Here is a 17,639-nt window from a genome sequence, read left to right on the forward strand (position 1 = left end):
CATAGCGCCGGGGCCCGTCGGGCGCGAGGTCCATCGGCAGGAGCGCGGACGGGCCGGCCAACGTGTTCGGGAGCAGCGCGACGACCCGCAACCGGTCGGGTCCGCCGTCGATGTGCACCGGCACCAGGTCGCCCACCTGCCAGCCGGTGGCGGCTCCTGGGCTCAGCGCGATCGTCGCGCCGCGCAGGTCGGCCAGGTTGCCCGCGACCGGCGCCACCAGGTGCGTCTCCGCGTACGCGGCCGGGTCGACGGCGATCGCGTTGGTCCCCTCGTACACGATCCCGTCCTCGCCCTCGTCCTCGCCGATGTCGAAGCTGAGCGGGGCCTCGGCGGAGAACGCGGTGATGCCCGGCACCGCGGCGACCTGCTCGTCGGCCGGCCGGTCCGCGTCCACCACGAGGTCGGCGCGCAGGTCCCGGACGATCTCCGCGCGCCCGGCGTCGGCCAGCGTCCCCGTCATGCCGGCCATCCCGACCGCGAACGCGACCAGCACCATGATCGGCGCGGCGGTCGACGCACTGCGCCGCACGCCGTTGCGCAGGTTGGCGTGCGCGAGCAGGCCCAACCGGCCGCGGAAGAGTGCGCCGAACGGCGCCGCCACCAGCGGCACGACCAACGGCGACAGCGCGGCCAACGCGGTGACCAGGGTGAACGTCGCGTTCATGGACAGCGGCAACGCACCGTCGCCGCCCACCGCCGGCACCAGGATCAGCAGCGCGATGCTGCCGGCGAGGAAGAGCAGGCCGATCACCCAGCGGGAGCCGGTCATCACCCGGGCGGCCGCGCCGACGTCCCGCAGCGCCTCCAGCGGCCGGACCCGCGACGCCCGCCGGGACGCCGCCAGCACGCCCAGCACCGCGACGCCGATGCCCGTGCCGGCGGAGACGTAGACGATCCAGGACCGCCACTCGCCGGTGAACCCGGGCGGCGCCAACTCGAACGAGGTCAGCATCGCGCCCTGCAACCGCATCACCGGCAGGCCGAGCGCGATGCCGATCGCGGAGCCGAGGACGCCGAGCAGCAGCGCCTCGCCGACCAGCAGCGTGCGCACCTGGCCTCGCCCTGCCCCGGTCAGCCGCAGCAGGGCCAGGTCGCGGCGCCGCTGGGCGACGGTGAACGCGAACGTCGAGCTGACCACGAAGATGGCGACGAAGAAGGCCAGCCCGAGCGTCATGCCCATCAGCGCGATCGCGGCGGTGAAGGCGTCGCGGACCGCGCGCGCCTCCGCCGGCGGCGTGCCCGGCGGCACCTTGGCGGTGGCCGCGGAGACGAGCGTCAGCAGCGACGACTGCACCAGCGCGACGCCCAGGCAGACGCTGACGATCGCGCCGACGAAGACCGGCCAGCGGTCGCGGAACGTACGCAGAGCCATCAGCAGCATGGCCTACTCCTCCCAGCGCGCGAGCCGGTCGGCGACCTCGCGGGTCGTCGGCCGGTCGAGAGTGTCGACCACCCGGCCGTCGCCGAGGAAGACCACCCGGTCGGCGCTGGCCGCGGCGGCCGGGTCGTGGGTGACCATGACGATGGTCTGCGCGCTGGAGTCGACCATCGCGCGCAGCATCCGCAGCACGACCCGCGCGGAACGGGTGTCCAGGGCGCCGGTCGGCTCGTCGGCGAACAGCACCGCCGGCCGGGTGACCATCGCGCGGGCGATCGCGACCCGCTGCTGCTGGCCGCCGGACAGCTCGGCGGGCCGGTGCCGCACCCGGTCGGCCAGGCCGACGGCGGCGAGCACGTCGCGGACCTCACGGCGCCGGGGTCGGCGGCCGGCCAGCCGCAGCGGCATCGCCACGTTCTGCTCGGCGGTCAACGCGTTGATCAGGTTGAAGCTCTGGAAGACGAAGCCCACGACGGTACGGCGCAGCCGGGTCAGCTCGGCGTCCGAAGCGTCGGTGATGTCCTGGCCGGCGATCAGCACCCGGCCGTCGGTGACCCGCTCGAGCCCGGCGGCGCAGTGCAGCAGCGTCGACTTGCCGGACCCGGACGGTCCCATCACCGCCGTCCAGGACCCCGCCGGGAAGCTGATGTCCACATTGTCCAGTGCGTGCACGGCCGCGGCCTGCTTGCCGTACACCCGGGAAACGCCGTGCAGTTCGACCGCCGCCGCGGTCGCGACCGGCGGGTCCGCCGGGATTCGCGTCGTCTGTGTGTCCACGCAGACAATTCCACCGGCCGAAACGCCCCGAATCAGTCACGCCCGCTGGCATCTTCCGGGTAGGGCTGGCCTAACCCCGCGCCCGCCGGATGCTGCCGACGATGGAGACGATCACCAGGATGGCGAAGCCGCTGCCGGCCGCCTCGCCGATCGAGGCGACCAGGCCCTGCTGCTGCACGAGCCAGCCGTAGAGGAACCAGGCGAAGAGCAGCACGAGCAGCAGCGCGTACGACGCGACGGTCAGCCGGGAGACGGGCGTGACCACCCGCTCCCGCTCATCGATGCCCATGAACACAGAGTGACATCGATCAGGCCGGCGCGCTATGTGCCGGGGCGCCGCCCGTACACGTGGACCGGGGTGCCGACCTTGCCCAGGCTCCACAGCTTGCGGGCGTCGGCGGGCAGCAGGTTGACGCAGCCGTGCGAGCCGATCGCGCCGTTGTGGATGTAGGTGGTCGTCTCGTGGAAGCCCATCCCGTCGACGAAGTGCTGCCAGTAGGGCAGCCAGACCTCGTACGGGTTGGACCATTCCTTGATGTTCCTGAAATTGATCTTGTAGTTGCCGGCCGGGGTCTGGTAGCCGCCGGCCATGCCCGTGCGGGTGACCGTCGGCCCGAGGATCACCTTGCCGCCGCGCATCGCGAACACGGTCTGGTTGGTCAGGTCGACGCAGAAGGTCAGACCCGTGCCGGCGCGGCACTTGGCCGGGTCGGTGGCGGCCAGCCGCTTCGCCACGCCCGCCGTGGTCGGCCCGGCGCGACCCTCGGCCGGCGAGATGCCGTACCGCTGCTGGAAGCTCTTGATCGCCTTGCAGTCGGCGGGCGACTGCTTGCCGTCGACGGTGATCGGCCCGAACGAACCGAGGTCGACCAGCGCGGCCTCGACGTCACGCTGGCGCTCGCCCGTCGGGCAGCCGGCCGGTTTGGGCTTCGGCTTCACCTTCGGTTTGGGCTTTTGGGTGGTTTTAGAGGGAGTTGGGGTTGGCGTGGCAGCCGGTTCCGGCGGGCCGCTCGCCCCCGTTGCGCCCGTCGCGCTCACCGGCACCGGATCCCCACCCGCCGCCGACGGCTGCGACGGCGCGAACGTGCACGCGCCGGCACCGACCACCGTGACGACAGCAACGGCAACGAGACGCATGGTCGTAGCGCGCACACCGTGCATCGAGGCCCTCCCCAGAGCTGTCGTCGCTTCATAGACGTATGGGAACCTCCACAGGTTGCGGATCGCGTGGCGATTTCTTCCGTGCAACACTGGAGGGTCGCCTTCCAGACCTCCGGGGAGTGCCCGCGTGAACGACGGCCCGTTGATCGTCCAGTCCGACAAGACCCTGTTGCTCGAGGTCGACCACCCTGACGCGGTCGCCTGCCGCATGGCCATCGCGCCCTTCGCGGAGCTCGAACGCTCACCGGAGCACGTGCACACCTATCGGCTGACGCCGCTCGGCCTGTGGAACGCCCGCGCCGCCGGCCATGACGCCGAGAGCGTGGTCGACGCCCTGATCAAGTTCTCCCGCTACCCGGTGCCGCACGCCCTGCTGGTCGACGTCGCCGAGACGATGGACCGATACGGCCGGCTGCGGCTGGTCAACCACCCGACCCACGGCCTCGTGCTGGAGGCCACCGACCGGGTGGTGCTGATCGAGGTCGCCAAGAGCAAGAAGCTGGCCGGGATGCTCGGCGCCAAGGTCGACGACGACACCATGGTCGTGCACCCGTCCGAGCGCGGCCGGCTCAAGCAGGCGCTGCTCAAGCTCGGCTGGCCGGCCGAGGACCTGGCGGGCTACGTCGACGGCGAGGCGCACGAGATCGAGCTCGCCCAGGACGGCTGGCACCTGCGCTCCTACCAGGAGGAAGCCGTCCAGTCGTTCTGGGCCGGCGGCTCGGGCGTCGTGGTGCTGCCCTGCGGCGCCGGCAAGACGCTGGTCGGCGCGGCCGCGATGGCCGAGGCCAAGGCGACCACGCTGATCCTGGTCACCAACACGGTCGCGGGCCGGCAGTGGAAGCGCGAGCTGGTCGCCCGCACGTCGCTGACCGAGGACGAGATCGGCGAATACTCCGGCGAGCGCAAGGAGATCCGCCCGGTCACGATCGCGACCTACCAGGTGCTGACCACCCGGCGCGGCGGCCAGTTCAGCCACCTCGACCTGTTCGGTGCCCGCGACTGGGGCCTGGTCATCTACGACGAGGTGCACCTGCTGCCCGCGCCGATCTTCCGGTTCACGGCCGACCTGCAGGCCCGCCGCCGGCTCGGGCTCACCGCGACGCTCGTCCGCGAGGACGGCCGCGAGGGCGACGTGTTCTCGCTGATCGGCCCCAAGCGCTACGACGCGCCCTGGAAGGACATCGAGGCGCAGGGGTGGATCGCCCCGGCCGAGTGCACGGAGGTGCGGGTCACCCTCACCGACGAGGAGCGCATGGCGTACGCGACGGCGGAGACCGAGGAGCGCTACCGCGCGGCGGCGACGGCGCGCACCAAGCTGCCCGTGGTCCGCGCGCTGGTCGACAAGCACCAGGGCGACCAGATCCTGGTGATCGGTGCGTACATCGAGCAGCTGCACCAGATCGGCGACTACCTCGACGCGCCGATCGTGCAGGGCGCCACCACCAACAAGGAGCGCGAGCGGCTGTTCGACGCGTTCCGGTCCGGCGAGATCCCGACGCTGGTGATCTCCAAGGTCGGCAACTTCTCGATCGACCTGCCCGAGGCGGCGGTGGCGATCCAGGTGTCGGGCACGTTCGGCTCACGCCAGGAGGAGGCGCAACGGCTGGGCCGGGTGCTGCGACCGAAGTCCGACGGCCGGCAGGCGCACTTCTACACGGTGGTCTCCCGGGACACGATCGACACGGAGTACGCCGCCCACCGCCAGCGGTTCCTCGCCGAGCAGGGCTACGCGTACACCATCGTCGACGCCGACGACGTGCTCGCCTGATATCGACACCCTCGACGGGGGTCGCGACAATCACTGGCGTGCTCACCGACGCCGGCTCCGAGGCCCGCGAGTCCGCGGTGATGGTGCTGGCGCCCGACGGCACGTTCCTCGGCAGCGGGTTCTTCATGGCGCTGCGCATCGTGGTCACGTGTGCGCACGTGGTCGACGACGCTGGCGACGAAGTCCAGGTCAACTGGGGTGGCCGGGTCCTGCCCGCACGCGTGCTGGTCCGGGCGCCGCGGTCCCGCGGCACCGGCACGGCATATCCGTTTCCCGACGTCGCGTTCCTGGGCGTCGACGTCCTCGACAACCGGTTCGCCTACATCGAGCCGGCCTATCTGGGCAACGACGTCAAACAGCTCGCCGTGTACGGCTTCAGCCGTTGGACGCCGGAGCCGGAGCCGGTGCCGGACGCGGTGTTCGTCGACGTCATAGGTGACAGCGGCCCCTACAAGAAGGTGGACGCCACCCACATCGTGCCGGGGCTCAGCGGTGCCCCGATGGTCGACGAGTCGGGCCAGGTGCGCGGCATGCTCAAGGCCGGCCGGATGCGCCTCGGCGAGTCGGGCGCGGTCATCCGCGGCAACGTCATCCTGAGCACGTTCACCGAGCACCGGTCGGTGCTCGGTGAGCACCGCCGGGCCCGGCCGCCGCTCGTGCGCCCGGCCCGCGGGTCGCCGCTGGCGCGCATGCTGCTCGCGCAGCGCGAGGTGGCCAAGCGCTACCCCTACAAGCTCGCGCAGCTCACCCGACGCGCGGCGCCGCCGCTGTCGACCGTCTACGTCGAGCAGCGCACCGAGTCGTGGACCGTCGGGCCGGAGCCGGAGGTGATCCGGCCGGCCGAGATGCTCCGCCGGCACCGCAACGTGCTGGTGGTCAGCGGGCCCGGCGGCGGCAAGTCGACCCTGCTGCAGCAACTGGTCGCCGACTGCGCGCAGTGGTGGCTGCGCGACGCGCCCGTCGGTCCCGACGACGCACCGGAGATCGGCCGGGTCGTCGCCGTCCGGACGACCGCCGCCGACCTGCTGGGCAGCCGTTCGTGGAGTGAGTCCGTCGCGCTGTCCGTCAACAGCGACCTCGCCGGCTTCCAGGACGGTGGCGTTACCGCGGACATGTTCCGTGCCGCGCCGGCCCGGGGCGCGGAGTGGCTGGTGATGGTCGACGGGCTCGACGAGGTGATCGACCGCGACGAGCGCCGGCGGCTGGTCGACATGTTGGCCGCGCGGGTCGCCGAGTACGGCTCGGAGGCGCGCTTCGTCGTCACCAGCCGGGTGCTGGAGGAGCGCGAGTTCGCCCGGCTCCGGGCCAGCCTCCGCGCGGACCGGCGGCTGCGCCTCGGCGAGTACGACCTCCGCCCGTTCGACCAGGCGGCATTGAGCCAGTTCGCCACCAACTGGTACCGCCCGCCCGGCGGCGAGCAGTCACCGATCGAGCCCGCCGAGTTCCTCGACAGCATCCGCCGCAGCGGGCTCGGGTCGCTGGTCCAGGTGCCGTTGATCGCCACGATCGCCGCCGTCGTGCACGAGGAGCGGCCCGGCGGCGAACTGCCGATCGACCGCGCCGGCCTCTACGAGGCGTTCGTCACCACCCTGCTGACCCAGCGCCAGCAGCGCGCGACCAGCCGGCAGCTCTTCCTCGACCAGCTCGCGCCGCTGGGCCGGGGTGCGGTGGAGTACGGCGACTTCCTGTTCGACAAGCGGGTCGACTGCCTCAGCCAGGTCGCGCTGGCCCGCCTGCGTGGCGACTCCCGGCCGCTGCTGGACCTGGCCGCCGAGTGGGTGTCCGCGCAGGAGGCCGCGCCGCCGCTCGGGGTCGGGCCGGCGCACCTGCGCGAGCTGTTGCTCAGCACCGGATTGCTGGTCGCACACGGTGACCAGCTCGCGTTCATCCACCAGAGCTTCGCGGAATACCTCGCGTCGCGGCTGATCGTCCGTGATTTCAGCTCCGCCGCGTGGCCGCGCCGGGTCGCCGAGCAGGGGCTCGACAGCCTCGGCATGTTCACGTTCGCCGGCTGGGTGCGGGAGGGCAACGACTCGGTGCCGGTGGTCCAGTCGATCATGCAGTCCACGGGCAGCCGCGGCCGGCCGGCGTTGCCCGAGGTGGCCGGGGTGATCGAGGACGGCGGCGCCCTGGTGCGCGGCGCCGGGCCGGCAGTGGTCGCGCTGGTGACGCAGGCGATCCGGCGGATGGGCGCGTTCGGCGACCAGGACGCACCGGTGCTCAACCGGGCGCTGCGGGCGGTGCTCCAGCGGGCCGGCAACAGCAGCATCGTGGTCGGCCTGGCGCTCGACGGCCAGTTGCCGGTGCCCAAGCGGATCGAGGCGGCCAGGGTGCTGATGACGGACGGCTCCCCGGCCGACCGGCACCTGGGCCTCGGCACCGCGACCGACCTCGCGTACGAACGCCGGATGTCCGACGAGGACCGGCTCTGGGCACAGTGGACGCTGGCCGAGGTCGGCGGCCCGCAGGAGCGGCCGCACGCGGTGCAACGGATGGTGCAGGCGGTGGAGACCACCGACAGCGAGGCGGTCCGGGTGCGGGCGCTGATCCTGCTGGCCCGGCTGGGTGAGCTGCCTGCCGCGGCGACCGCGCTGGGCCGGCGCAGCCTTGACCTCCGACTTCCGATGACGGAACGGCTCAACGCCCTCGAGGCGATGGGCATCCTGGTCGACAGCGCGGATCCGGACGAGCCGATGATGCCGCCCGGGCAGCATGCCGACCGGATCGACTTCGACCGCGCGGTGTGGCCGCGTGGCGACGACCAGGTCGGCCAGGCGGAACAGCTCGACCGGTTCACGACGGCTTTCTCCGGCGCGCTGACCACCATCGGCCGCCTCGACCCGCGGGGCGTCGTGCCACTGGTCGAGATGATCATGAGGGATCGCAGTCTGGGCTGGGCGCGCCGCGTCCGGCTCGTGGAGTCGTTCCGCCGGGAGCATCCGGAGCTGGCCCGGCGAGCGATGCGGGTGCTGGTCGACGACCGCGACGAAGCGGCGACCAACCGGGCGCTGTCCGCGTACCTGTTCGCGGAGCCGGCCGACCTCGCCGAGGCGGACGCCCTCCTGCTCGGCTGGCTGCGTGACCAGGATCAGCCGCGCGAGCTGCGCCGGGCCGCGCTGACCCAGCTCGCCCGCCAACTCGGCACGACCTTCGCGGTCGAGGTCGCGGGCGATCCGGCGTACCCCCTGTTCCTGCGGACCTCCGCCGCGTTCCGGGTGGCCGACCAGGACCGCCCGACCGCCGTGCTGCTGTTGACCCTTCTCGCCCGCTCCGTGCCGTGGTGGCGGAGGCTGACGGTGGTCGGCGCCCGATCGGCGGTGCGCCTGTCGGTGGCCGTCGAGCGGCTCCTGGACCGGGCCGTCCAGCTGGCGGGGCGCTAGCCGGTCAGCTCCCGCCACCAGAGGGACACCGTCGACTGCCAAGTGGTCAACGGCGGTAGGCAGGTCACGTCGTCGGGATGCCGGGCGCACCAGCCGTGGTTCCACAGGGCCAGCAGCGCCGCGGCGGCCAGCAACGGTGCCCAGGCGCGCAGCCAGCGCAGCCGCCGGGTCTGGTAGCCGAGCCCGCGTACCTGCCGTTGGACCAGCGTCACGGTGCCGACGGTCAGGTCGCCCATCGTGTAGAGCAGCGTCGGCGGCCGGCGACGGAACAACCGGAACGGCTGGGCCGACACGAACTCGAGGGTGAGCACGCCGATGCCCACGGCGCCGACGGCCAGCACCACGACCGGCACCACGAGCTGACTCACCAGCAGCGGCGCCACCTGGCGGAGCAGCGTCGCACTGGCGAGGTAGAGAATGACGAACAACGCCGGCACGACGAGCCATGCCGCGTACGAGGCCGGCAGGTGACCGGCGGCCCAGTCGACCACCCGGTCGACCGAAGCCATCACCGGGCGCCCGGCTTGTCGTCGGCGGCGTGCGCCTCCAGCCGGGCGAGCAGCGCCGCGTACCGACGCAGTGCGGCGTCGATCAGGCCGTCGTCGCCGTCGGCGTCCCGCGCCGCGATCGCGTTGAGGCCGGCCCGGGCCAGCTCGGCGTCGTTGCGGAGCTCCACGATCGGGTCGATGCCGCCCTCGTCGTCACCGGGATCCGTGGTCAGCAGGTCGCGGACCAGGCGGTGCCGCGGACCACCGGCGATGACGCGCGTCGTGAGCTGGTCGACGGCGATCCCCTCGGCGAGCACCAGGCTGCGCGGCAACCCGCGGCGCACCGCCTTCGCCAGCTCGCCCAGGTCGCGGCTGGCCGAGAACGCGTCGGCGATCGCCGTCTCGACCCGATGCCGGCAGCGCCGGGGACCGTCGGTGACGCGGTTGGCGACGATGGCGATGGGATCGACGACCCGCCACGAGCCACTTACCTCGACCGACGCGCGTACGCCGTGCGGGTTGTCGACCTCCCAGGTCAGACGCAGCGGGTGACTGGTCACGTCGATCTCGTAGCGGACCCGAGGGCCACGCCACCAGAGCTCGCCGGCGGTGTACCCGCCCGCCGGGGCGGAGAGCCGCCCGGCCCGGCTGCGGTAGACGACGACCGCGCCCGGCACCTCGGGACGGCGCCGGCGCAGCGGCAGCCGGCGGCGCTCCTCGATGTAGAGGATCGGGTTTTCGGCGCCTTCCACACTCGCTCCACGGTGGAGAGAATCAGCAGTGCCGTCAGGCTATCCAACGACAGGGGGGCGCGTGGAGATCGACGAATGGCGGGACCTGCGGGGCACGACCGTCCGATCCGCCGACGGCGAGCCGGTCGGCAAGGTCACCGCCGCCCACGTCAGCGGCCGGGACGCCCTCCTGGTCCAGATCTCGACGCGCGATCCGGAGCGGGAGTTGATCGTCCCGGTCGGCTCGGCGACGCTCGGCGCCAGCGGTCTGGTCCTGCCCTACTCGGCCGCGGCGGTCGCGGCCGGCCCGACCGTGCAGTCCGATGCCGTGCTCTCGGTGGGCGAGGCGGCCTTCGTCCTCGGCTACTACGGCGAGGGCTCGGTGACGGCTCCCGGGCATGCGATCACCGACCGGGCCGACGTGGTCGGCGACGTGGCCGACCAGGATCCGCAGGTGCGGCACCTGCCGCCCATCGTGGTCACCCGGCCCCGGCTGGACGACGGCCGGTGACCGGCCCCGCCGAACCGACCGACCCCTTCGACCAGGCCAACCAGCGGATCCGGGACGCGGCCAAGTGGCTGATCGCGAGCGCGGCGGGCGTCGGTGCCGCGCTGATCGCCGGCAGCCAACTCTCCAACATCGGTCTGCTGCCGTTCGGGTGGCCGACGTCGGTCGCGACGGCACGGCTCTGGCTGGCCGTGCTCGGCGCGGCGCTCGGCCTCGCCGCCGTCGTCTACGCGATCTGGGCGGCCGTGCGGATCCTCCTGCCGCGCTACGTGCTGATCGCGGACCTCGTCAGCGCCTGGTCCGACCACGGGCACGCGCTGCGGCCGGTCGCCACGTTCTTCGTGAAGCACCCCAAGTACCTTCAGGGCTTCGAAACGCCCGGCGAGGTGGTCGAGCGCCGTTCCACGACGGTCGCGGCGTACGAGCGGACCGGCGACACCGCCCTGGAGACCGAGATCCGCGACCTCGACGCCCGCATCGTGGCGATCGAGGACATGGCCACGCACGAGGCGCTCGGTCAGGAGTTCCGCACCGCCTTGCGGCGGATGGTGGCGGCGGTCAGCGTGGCCGCACTCGGCATCGTGCTGTTCGCCTGGGCCAGCAACCCGCCACCGACGCCCGCACCGGCGGCCGACCTCCGCAACGCCCGCCTGACGGGAGCCTTCCTGCGCGACGCGGACCTGCGCAACGCGCGACTCGACGGCGCGGACCTGACCGGCGCCGACCTCACGGGCGCCGATCTGACCGGCGCGTCGATGACCGGCGTGGTCTGGTCCCGCACGACCTGCCCGGACGGAGCGCTCAGCGACGAGGTGGGCGGCACCTGCGCCGGTCACCTGCGGCCATGACGGTCAGCGCGGCACGCGGGGGCCGACCGCGGGTGGGCTGTCCGGGACCTTCGGACCCTTCTCCAGCAGGGGGGCCAGGAGGTCGCCGAACTCCGCCACGCGGTCGAGCACCTCGGTGGCGGTGAACTGGCGCACCGCGCCGTCCTCGATCTCGTCCCAGGTCAGCGGCGTGGAGACGGTCGGCGTCGGCTGGGCGCGCAGCGAGTAGGGCGCGACCGTCGTCTTCGCGGCGGCGTTCTGGCTCCAGTCGATGAACACCTTGCCGGGGCGGAGGTTCTTCGCCATCTTCGAGGTGATCTTTCTTGGTTCCGCTTTTTCCAGCTGTTCGGCGACGACCTTCGCGTACCCGGTGACGATCTCGGAATGTTGCGCGCCGGCGATCGGGCAGCACAGCTGCATGCCCTTCTTGCCTGAGGTCTTCGGGTAGCTGTCGATGCCGTCCTGCGCCAGCCGCTCCCGCAGCAGCGCCGCCACCTCGGCGCACTCGGCGAGCCCGGCCGGCGCGCCCGGGTCGAGGTCGATCACCAGCAGGTCCGGCCTGGGCTCCTTGCTCCGGCCGATCCGCCACTGTGGAGTGTGCAGCTCGAGGCCCGCCATGTTGGCCACCCAGACCAGCGTCGGCAGGTCGTCGCAGACCACGAAGTCGATGGTCTCCCGCCCCTGGCTGGAACCGGGCGTGGCCAGGCGCTCGAGCCGGACGAACTTCGGCGTGCCGCCGGGCGCGTTCTTCTCGAAGAAGCTCGGGCCGTCCACACCGTTCGGGTAGCGGATGCGGGTCAGCGCCCGGTCGCGCAGGTGCGGCAGCAGGACCGGGCCCATCTGCGTGTAGTAGTGGATCACCTCGCCCTTGGTGAACCCGGCCGCCGGGTAGAGCACCTTGTCCAGGTTGGACAGCTCCACCGCCTGGCCGTCGACGTCGACCCTGATCCGCTGCTCAACCATCCGTCACGTCCTCTGCCGTCAGGTCGGGGCGCAGCCGGAGGTACCGCGGGAACCGCAGGCGTCCGTCGGGCGTCCGCTGGCCATAGCGCACTTCCAGCACGATTTCGGGCTTTACCCAGATGGCGCCGCGGGCATCCTCCCTGGGCACGGCCTCGGCGTCGGTGACGAACGGGCTGTCCGTCGTGACCCGCGGCTCGAGCACCTTGAGCAGGGAGCGCTCCGCCGCGGCGCTGATCCCGCCGCCGACCCGCCCCCGGAACGCGAGGCCGTGGTCGGTGGGCGTGCCGACCAGCAGGCCGCCGATCTTGCGGACGCCGGGGCGCCAGCCGCCGATCACGAACTCGGCGGTGCTCTCCAACTTGACCTTGACCCAGTCGGGGGTACGGAGGCCCGGGCGGTAAATGGAGCGCGCGCGCTTGGCGACGACGCCCTCCAACTGGTATTCCTCCGCGGCGGCCAGGGTGGCCTCGCCGTCGGTGAAGGTGGGCGGGACGGCCCAGCGCGGGCTGCCGAGGCCGAGGCGGTCGAGCTTGGCCCGCCGTTCTTCCAGCGGAAGGCCGGTGAGGTCCGCGCCGTCGAGCCGGAGCAGGTCGAAGATCATGTAGGTGATCGGGAGGGTGGCCGCGAGCCGGGCCGCGCGGATCTTGTCGCGGACGTGCATACGCTCGGCGAGCTGTGTGAACGACGGCACACCGTTGGCGTCGAAGACGACGACCTCGCCGTCGAAGAGCGCGTCCCCGGCGGCGTCAGCGAGCCCGGTCAGCTCGGGATAGGCGGCGGTAATCTCGGCGCCGGAACGGGCCCAGATGCGCCGATTTCCGTGCGAAATATCGGCGATCGCGCGTACGCCGTCCCATTTGAACTCGTAAATCCAGCCGGCACCGGACGGCAGCTCACCCGTCGTGGCAAGCATCGGCTTGATCGGCGCCCCCGGCACGCTAGTCAGCTTAAGCGCCTGCCGCGCTGGTCAGAAGCATGGCAACGGTGCGAGCATGGTCCGTGACCGGGCTGCTATCCGGCGGCGGGGGTTTCCGGCAGCACGATGGGAGCGACCATGCGCGCGATCTGGAAGGGCGCCGTATCGTTCGGCTTGGTGTCGATCGCGGTTCGGCTCTATTCAGCGACCGAAGAAAAGGACATCCGGTTCCACCAGGTGCACCGGGAAGACGGTGGCCGGATCCGCTACAAGCGCACCTGCTCGGTCTGCGGCGAAGAGGTCACTTACGACGACATCGCCAAGGGTTACGACATCGGCGGCGGCGAGATGGTCATCCTGAGCGACGAGGACTTCGCCGACCTGCCGCTCTCGACGTCCCGGGCGATCGACGTGCTGGAGTTCGTGCCGGCCGACCAGGTCGACCCGATCCTCTACAACAAGGCCTACTTCATGGAGCCGGAGGGCACGGCCACGAAGCCGTACGTCCTGCTGCGGGACGCGCTGTCCGACTCCGACCGGGTGGCGATCGTCAAGGTCGCCCTGCGCCAGCGCGAGCAGTTGGCGACGATGCGCGTCCGCGACGGCGTGCTGCTGCTCAACACGATGTTGTGGCCCGACGAGATCCGCAAGGCCGACTTCGGCTTCCTCGACGAGGACATCTCGGTCCGCCCGCCGGAGCTGGCGATGGCCAGCTCGCTGATCGACTCGATGGCGGGCGACTTCGTGCCGGACGCCTTCACCGACGACTACCGCGCGGCCCTGCAGGAGGTCATCGACGCCAAGGTCGAGGGCCGCGAGATCGTCCAGCCGGAGGAGCAGGAAGAGGCCCCGTCGGCAGCGGTCGACCTGATGGCGGCCCTGAAGGCATCGGTCGAACGCGCCCGCGCGGCCCGCGGCGAGGCCCCGGCCGACTCCGACTCCGACGACGGCGAGGCCCGGCCCGCGACCCCGATCACCGCGGCCAAGAAGACGGCCAAGAAGGCAGAACCCGCGGCCAAGAAGGCGGCGCCGGCCAAGAAGACAGCGGCGAAGAAGGCCGAGCCCGCCAAGAAGGCCCCAGCCAAGAAGACCACCCGCAAGTCGGCCTAGTCCTGCTGGAGCAGGAGGCCTTTCAGCGGCGAACCACGATCAAGCCGGCCACCCGGCGGGCGAGGGTGAGTACCTTGACCATGTGCGACGTCACATGGGCCTTTTGCCTGGCTCCAGCACCGTTGGTGTGGCAAGCAGCTCGCGCAGACCCGAGACCGTGGTCGCGGAGCGATCCAGCCTCTCCCTGAATGCTCGCCAGCTGGCTTCGTCGAGCACGACCAGCAGGCGGTCGCCGAGGAGGCCGGCGACGGGCGAGTGACCCCGCTCGGTCATGAGGCTGGACCGAGGGTGCTGACCTCCAGGGCGCCGTCGGCGTAGTCGGCTCGGACTCGTTTCTTGTCGAACTTGCCTACCGAGGTCTTCGGGACCGCTTCGATGAAGCTCCAGCGTTCCGGGAGCTGCCACTTCGGCATGCGGTCCGCCAGGAAGGCGCGGAGCTCGTCCGGTGTGGCCGTCGCGCCCTCGCGGAGGACGACCGTGGCCAGGGGGCGTTCGTCCCAGCGTTCGTCGGGCACGCCGACCACGCACGCCTCGAGGACCGCCGGGTGGGCCATCAGGGCGTTTTCCAGCTCGACCGACGAGATCCACTCGCCGCCCGACTTGATCACGTCTTTGGCTCTGTCCGTCAGGGTCAGGTAGCCGTTCGCCGACAGCGTGCCCACGTCGCCCGTGCGGAGCCAGCCGTCGCGGAACTTCTCCTGGTCGGGCTCCTCCTCGCCCAGGTAGTGGGCCGTCACCCACGGGCCGCGGACCTCGAGCTCGCCGACCGACTCGCCGTCGGCCGGGACCTGCTCGCCGAGCGGGCCGATGATGCGGGCCTGCACGCCGGCCGGGAATCGGCCCTGGCTGTCGCGGTAGGCCCGCAGCGCGTCGCCGGTCGCGCCGGCCGGCGGGCGGGACACCGAGCCGAGGGGCGACATCTCCGTCATGCCCCAGGCGTGCACGATGTGGATCCCGAAGCGCTCGGCGTACGCGTCCATCAAAGCCGGCGGGCAGGCCGAGCCGCCCACGATGGCCTCACGCAGCGACGAGTCCGAAGACAGGTGGCCCAGCACGTCGTTCCAGATGGTCGGCACCGCACCGGCCTTGGTGGGCTGGAGCGCCGCGATCATCGCCGCGATCGGCTCGCCCTGCAGGAAGCGGTCCGGCATGATCAGCGACGCGCCGGACATGAACGCAGCAAACGGGATGCCCCACGACATCGCGTGGAACATCGGCACGATGGCCAGCTCGCGGTCGGTGGAGGCGAGGCCGAACGCCTCCGGCATGCACACCTCCATCGAGTGCAGCCAGATGGAGCGGTGCGAGTATGCGACGCCCTTGGGGTTGCCGGTCGTGCCCGACGTGTAGCAGAGCGCGGCCGCGTCGCGTTCGTCGACGGCCGGCCAGTCGAAGATCGTGGGCTTGCCGGCGAGTAGCTCGTCCCAGTGGTGGATGGTGACCCGCCCCGCCAACGGCGCCGGGTCGCCGCCGCCGACCACGACCACGTGCTCCACGGTGGACATCTGCGGCAACACCTTGGCCAGCAGCGGGATCAGCGTCGAGTCGACGATGACCACGTGGTCCTCGGCATGGTTGGCGATGTAGGAGACCTGGTCGGGGAACAGCCGGATGTTGAGCGTGTGCAGCACCGCGCCCATGCTGGGCACCGCGAAGTAGGCGACCAGGTGCTCGTTGTTGTTCCACATGAACGTCGCGACCCGCTGGTCGCCGGTCACGCCGAGGTCGGCGCGGAGGGCGTGGGCCAACTGGGCCGCTGCCGCGCCGACCTCGGCGTACGTCATCCGCCGTGGCTGCGCACCCGTCCACGTCACCACCTCGGAGGCGCCGTGCACGGTCGCGCCGTGCTCGAGGATCCGGGAGACGAGGAGGGGGGCGTCCATCATCGTGCTGCGCATACCGTCAACCTAGTGGCGCAGCTCACAACCGGCCAGGTCAGATGAGAGTTTCCGCGCGCGCTTCCATCTCTTCCGGCGTCGGCGTCCGCTGCTCGGGAGCGGCGGCACCGCGCAGTTCCCGGTCCGGCATCAACACCGTGAGCACGACCGCGACGAGCGCGACCAGGCCGGCGACCAGGAACACGGTGTGCAGCGAGTCGACGAAGGACACCTGGATCGCGTTGCGGACCGCGTCCGGCAGCGCGAGGATCTTCGACGGTTCGTTGATCGAGATGCTGCCCGTACCCAGGGATGATTGAACGCCCGCGACCTGCTCCGGACTGAGTTGGGCGACCGCACCCGGCACCCGGACGGCCGTCTCGGTGGCCAACCGCGTGCTCAGGATCGTGCCGAGGATCGCCACGCCGAACGAGCCGCCGAGCGACCGGAAGAACGTCGCGGCGCTCGTCCCGGCGCCCAGGTCCCGCAGCTCGACCGAGTTCTGGACCGCCATCACCAGCGACTGCATCGACGCGCCGAGGCCGACACCGATCACGATCATGAAGATGAACGCGATGCCGAGCGACGTGGTCACGTCGAGCTGGGTGAACAGCAGGATGCCGAGGCCCAGCAGCGCGGAGCCGACCACCGGGAACCACTTGTAGCGGCCGATCCGGCTCATCGCCCGGCCGACGAGCACCGAGGTGAAGATGATGCCGGCCATCATCGGCAGCATCAGCAGGCCGCTCTCCGTGGGCGAGGCGCCCTTGACGATCTGCAGGTAGAGCGGGATGAAGATGATCGAGCCGAACATGGCCAGGCCCAGGATGAAGCCCGCGCCGTTGGCCAGCGCGAACGTCGGCCGGCGGAACAGCTTCAGCGGCAGGATCGGCTCGGCGGCCCGGCTCTCCTGGATCAGGAAGAGCACCGCGAACACCGCGCCGATCGCGAACAGGCTGATGATCGTGCCGGAGCCCCAGGCGTACTCGGTGCCGCCCCAGCTCAGGGCCAGCAGCAGGGAGCTGACGCCGATCACCAGCAGGATGGCACCCAGCCAGTCGATCTTGTGCTCGCGCTTGCGGAACGGGATCAACCGCATCACGCGGTACGCGACGATGATCGCGACGACCGCAAGCGGCACGTTGATGTAGAAGATCCAGCGCCAGTCGGTCTCGGCGAAGTAGCCACCGGCCAGCGGACCGGCGACCGAGGCCAGGCCGAACACGGCGCCGAACAGGCCCTGGTAGCGGCCGCGCTCGCGGGGCGAGACGACGTCACCGATGATCGTGAAGGCCAGCGTCATCAGGCCGCCGGCGCCCAGGCCCTGGATCGCCCGGGTGACGATCAGTTCGGTCATGTTCTGCGACAGGCCGGCCAGCAGCGAGCCGACCAGGAACGTGCCGATCGAGAACAGGAAGACCGGCCGGCGGCCGATCAGGTCGGAGATCTTGCCGTACAGCGGTGTCGACGCGGTCGACGCCAGCAGGTAGCCGGTCACCACCCACGAGTAGTGGTTGATACCGCCCAACTCGCCCACGATGGTCGGCAGCGCGGTGCCCACGATCGTCTGGTCGAGGGCGGCCAGCAGCATGCCGAGCATGAGGCCCGACATGAGCAGCAGGATCTGGCGATGGCTCAGCTGAGGGCGAGCGGGGGCGGTGGTGCTCATTGCGCAAATTCTTCTCCGGAAGAACCTGCATCTGCCACGGAATGTGCAGTGAAACACCCCGGCCAGGGTCTGTCTCGAAGTCATGG

The 17,639-nt window shown here is 71.5% G+C and carries 16 protein-coding genes; 5 read left to right on the forward strand and 11 right to left on the reverse strand.

All coding sequences use genetic code 11. The features are described from left to right. The 4 genes from Air01nite_RS38675 to Air01nite_RS38690 all read right to left on the reverse strand — a co-directional run. A partial coding sequence (locus Air01nite_RS38675; RefSeq protein ID WP_203708387.1) for an FtsX-like permease family protein occupies window positions 1–1,381 on the reverse strand: 1,381 nt, incomplete at its 3' end. 3 nt (window positions 1,382–1,384) lie between these two features. Then, the gene (locus Air01nite_RS38680; RefSeq protein WP_239091265.1) at window positions 1,385–2,155 is read right to left on the reverse strand and encodes an ABC transporter ATP-binding protein; all 771 of its coding nucleotides are present in this window, start codon (window positions 2,153–2,155) and stop codon (window positions 1,385–1,387) included. A 70-nt stretch (window positions 2,156–2,225) separates the two neighbouring features. Beyond that, the gene (locus tag Air01nite_RS38685; protein WP_203708388.1) at window positions 2,226–2,444 is read right to left on the reverse strand and encodes a hypothetical protein; all 219 of its coding nucleotides are present in this window, start codon (window positions 2,442–2,444) and stop codon (window positions 2,226–2,228) included. 32 nt (window positions 2,445–2,476) lie between these two features. After that, entirely contained in the window at window positions 2,477–3,094 is a 618-nt protein-coding gene (locus Air01nite_RS38690; RefSeq protein WP_373310571.1) for a L,D-transpeptidase family protein, read from the reverse strand. Window positions 3,095–3,443: 349 nt separating this feature from the next. On the opposite strand from Air01nite_RS38690, the gene Air01nite_RS38695 reads away from it, so the two are divergent. Continuing rightward, complete coding sequence (locus Air01nite_RS38695; protein WP_203708390.1) at window positions 3,444–5,084, forward strand: DNA repair helicase XPB; 1,641 nt, start codon at window positions 3,444–3,446, stop codon at window positions 5,082–5,084. Between the two features lie 38 nt (window positions 5,085–5,122). Further along, complete coding sequence (locus tag Air01nite_RS38700; protein WP_203708391.1) at window positions 5,123–8,464, forward strand: serine protease; 3,342 nt, start codon at window positions 5,123–5,125, stop codon at window positions 8,462–8,464. On the opposite strand, the gene Air01nite_RS38705 is transcribed toward Air01nite_RS38700, so the two are convergent. Further along, a complete protein-coding gene (locus Air01nite_RS38705) occupies window positions 8,461–8,973 on the reverse strand; it encodes a hypothetical protein (RefSeq protein WP_203708392.1) in 513 nt (170 codons plus the stop codon). The genes Air01nite_RS38700 and Air01nite_RS38705 overlap by 4 nt on opposite strands. After that, entirely contained in the window at window positions 8,973–9,704 is a 732-nt protein-coding gene (locus tag Air01nite_RS38710) for a hypothetical protein (protein ID WP_203708393.1), read from the reverse strand. Before Air01nite_RS38710 ends, Air01nite_RS38705 begins: the two co-directional genes overlap by 1 nt. A gap of 61 nt (window positions 9,705–9,765) precedes the next feature. Between Air01nite_RS38710 and Air01nite_RS38715 the strand changes: the two genes are divergently transcribed. Then, window positions 9,766–10,194: a PRC-barrel domain-containing protein gene (locus tag Air01nite_RS38715; RefSeq protein ID WP_203708394.1), complete on the forward strand. Its 429-nt coding sequence runs from the start codon at window positions 9,766–9,768 to the stop codon at window positions 10,192–10,194. Continuing rightward, a complete protein-coding gene (locus Air01nite_RS41455) occupies window positions 10,191–11,039 on the forward strand; it encodes a pentapeptide repeat-containing protein (RefSeq protein WP_239091266.1) in 849 nt (282 codons plus the stop codon). Before Air01nite_RS38715 ends, Air01nite_RS41455 begins: the two co-directional genes overlap by 4 nt. A 3-nt stretch (window positions 11,040–11,042) precedes the next feature. On the opposite strand, the gene ligD (Air01nite_RS38725) is transcribed toward Air01nite_RS41455, so the two are convergent. Beyond that, the gene (gene ligD / locus Air01nite_RS38725; RefSeq protein ID WP_203708395.1) at window positions 11,043–11,981 is read right to left on the reverse strand and encodes a non-homologous end-joining DNA ligase; all 939 of its coding nucleotides are present in this window, start codon (window positions 11,979–11,981) and stop codon (window positions 11,043–11,045) included. Beyond that, entirely contained in the window at window positions 11,974–12,918 is a 945-nt protein-coding gene (gene ligD, locus Air01nite_RS38730) for a non-homologous end-joining DNA ligase (protein ID WP_203708396.1), read from the reverse strand. The genes ligD (Air01nite_RS38725) and ligD (Air01nite_RS38730) overlap by 8 nt, the downstream gene beginning before the upstream one ends. Window positions 12,919–13,035: 117 nt before the next feature. Between ligD (Air01nite_RS38730) and ku the strand changes: the two genes are divergently transcribed. Beyond that, a complete protein-coding gene (ku, locus tag Air01nite_RS38735) occupies window positions 13,036–14,007 on the forward strand; it encodes a non-homologous end joining protein Ku (RefSeq protein WP_203708397.1) in 972 nt (323 codons plus the stop codon). A gap of 90 nt (window positions 14,008–14,097) precedes the next feature. Here the strand turns inward: ku and Air01nite_RS38740 are convergent, their stop codons facing one another. The 3 genes from Air01nite_RS38740 to Air01nite_RS38750 are packed head-to-tail and all read right to left on the reverse strand — an operon-like array spanning window position 14,098 to window position 17,553. Continuing rightward, a complete protein-coding gene (locus Air01nite_RS38740; RefSeq protein ID WP_203708398.1) occupies window positions 14,098–14,280 on the reverse strand; it encodes a type II toxin-antitoxin system TacA family antitoxin in 183 nt (60 codons plus the stop codon). Next, window positions 14,277–15,905, reverse strand: a complete 1,629-nt coding sequence (locus tag Air01nite_RS38745) for a fatty acid--CoA ligase (RefSeq protein WP_203708399.1) — start codon at window positions 15,903–15,905, stop codon at window positions 14,277–14,279. Before Air01nite_RS38745 ends, Air01nite_RS38740 begins: the two co-directional genes overlap by 4 nt. 37 nt (window positions 15,906–15,942) lie before the next feature. Next, window positions 15,943–17,553 carry an MDR family MFS transporter gene (locus Air01nite_RS38750; RefSeq protein ID WP_203708400.1) on the reverse strand — a complete coding sequence of 537 codons (1,611 nt, stop codon included), beginning with the start codon at window positions 17,551–17,553 and terminating at the stop codon, window positions 15,943–15,945. Window positions 17,554–17,639 lie beyond the last annotated feature (86 nt).

The sequence above is a fragment of the Asanoa iriomotensis genome, assembly GCF_016862515.1.
GTDB lineage: Bacteria > Actinomycetota > Actinomycetes > Mycobacteriales > Micromonosporaceae > Asanoa > Asanoa iriomotensis.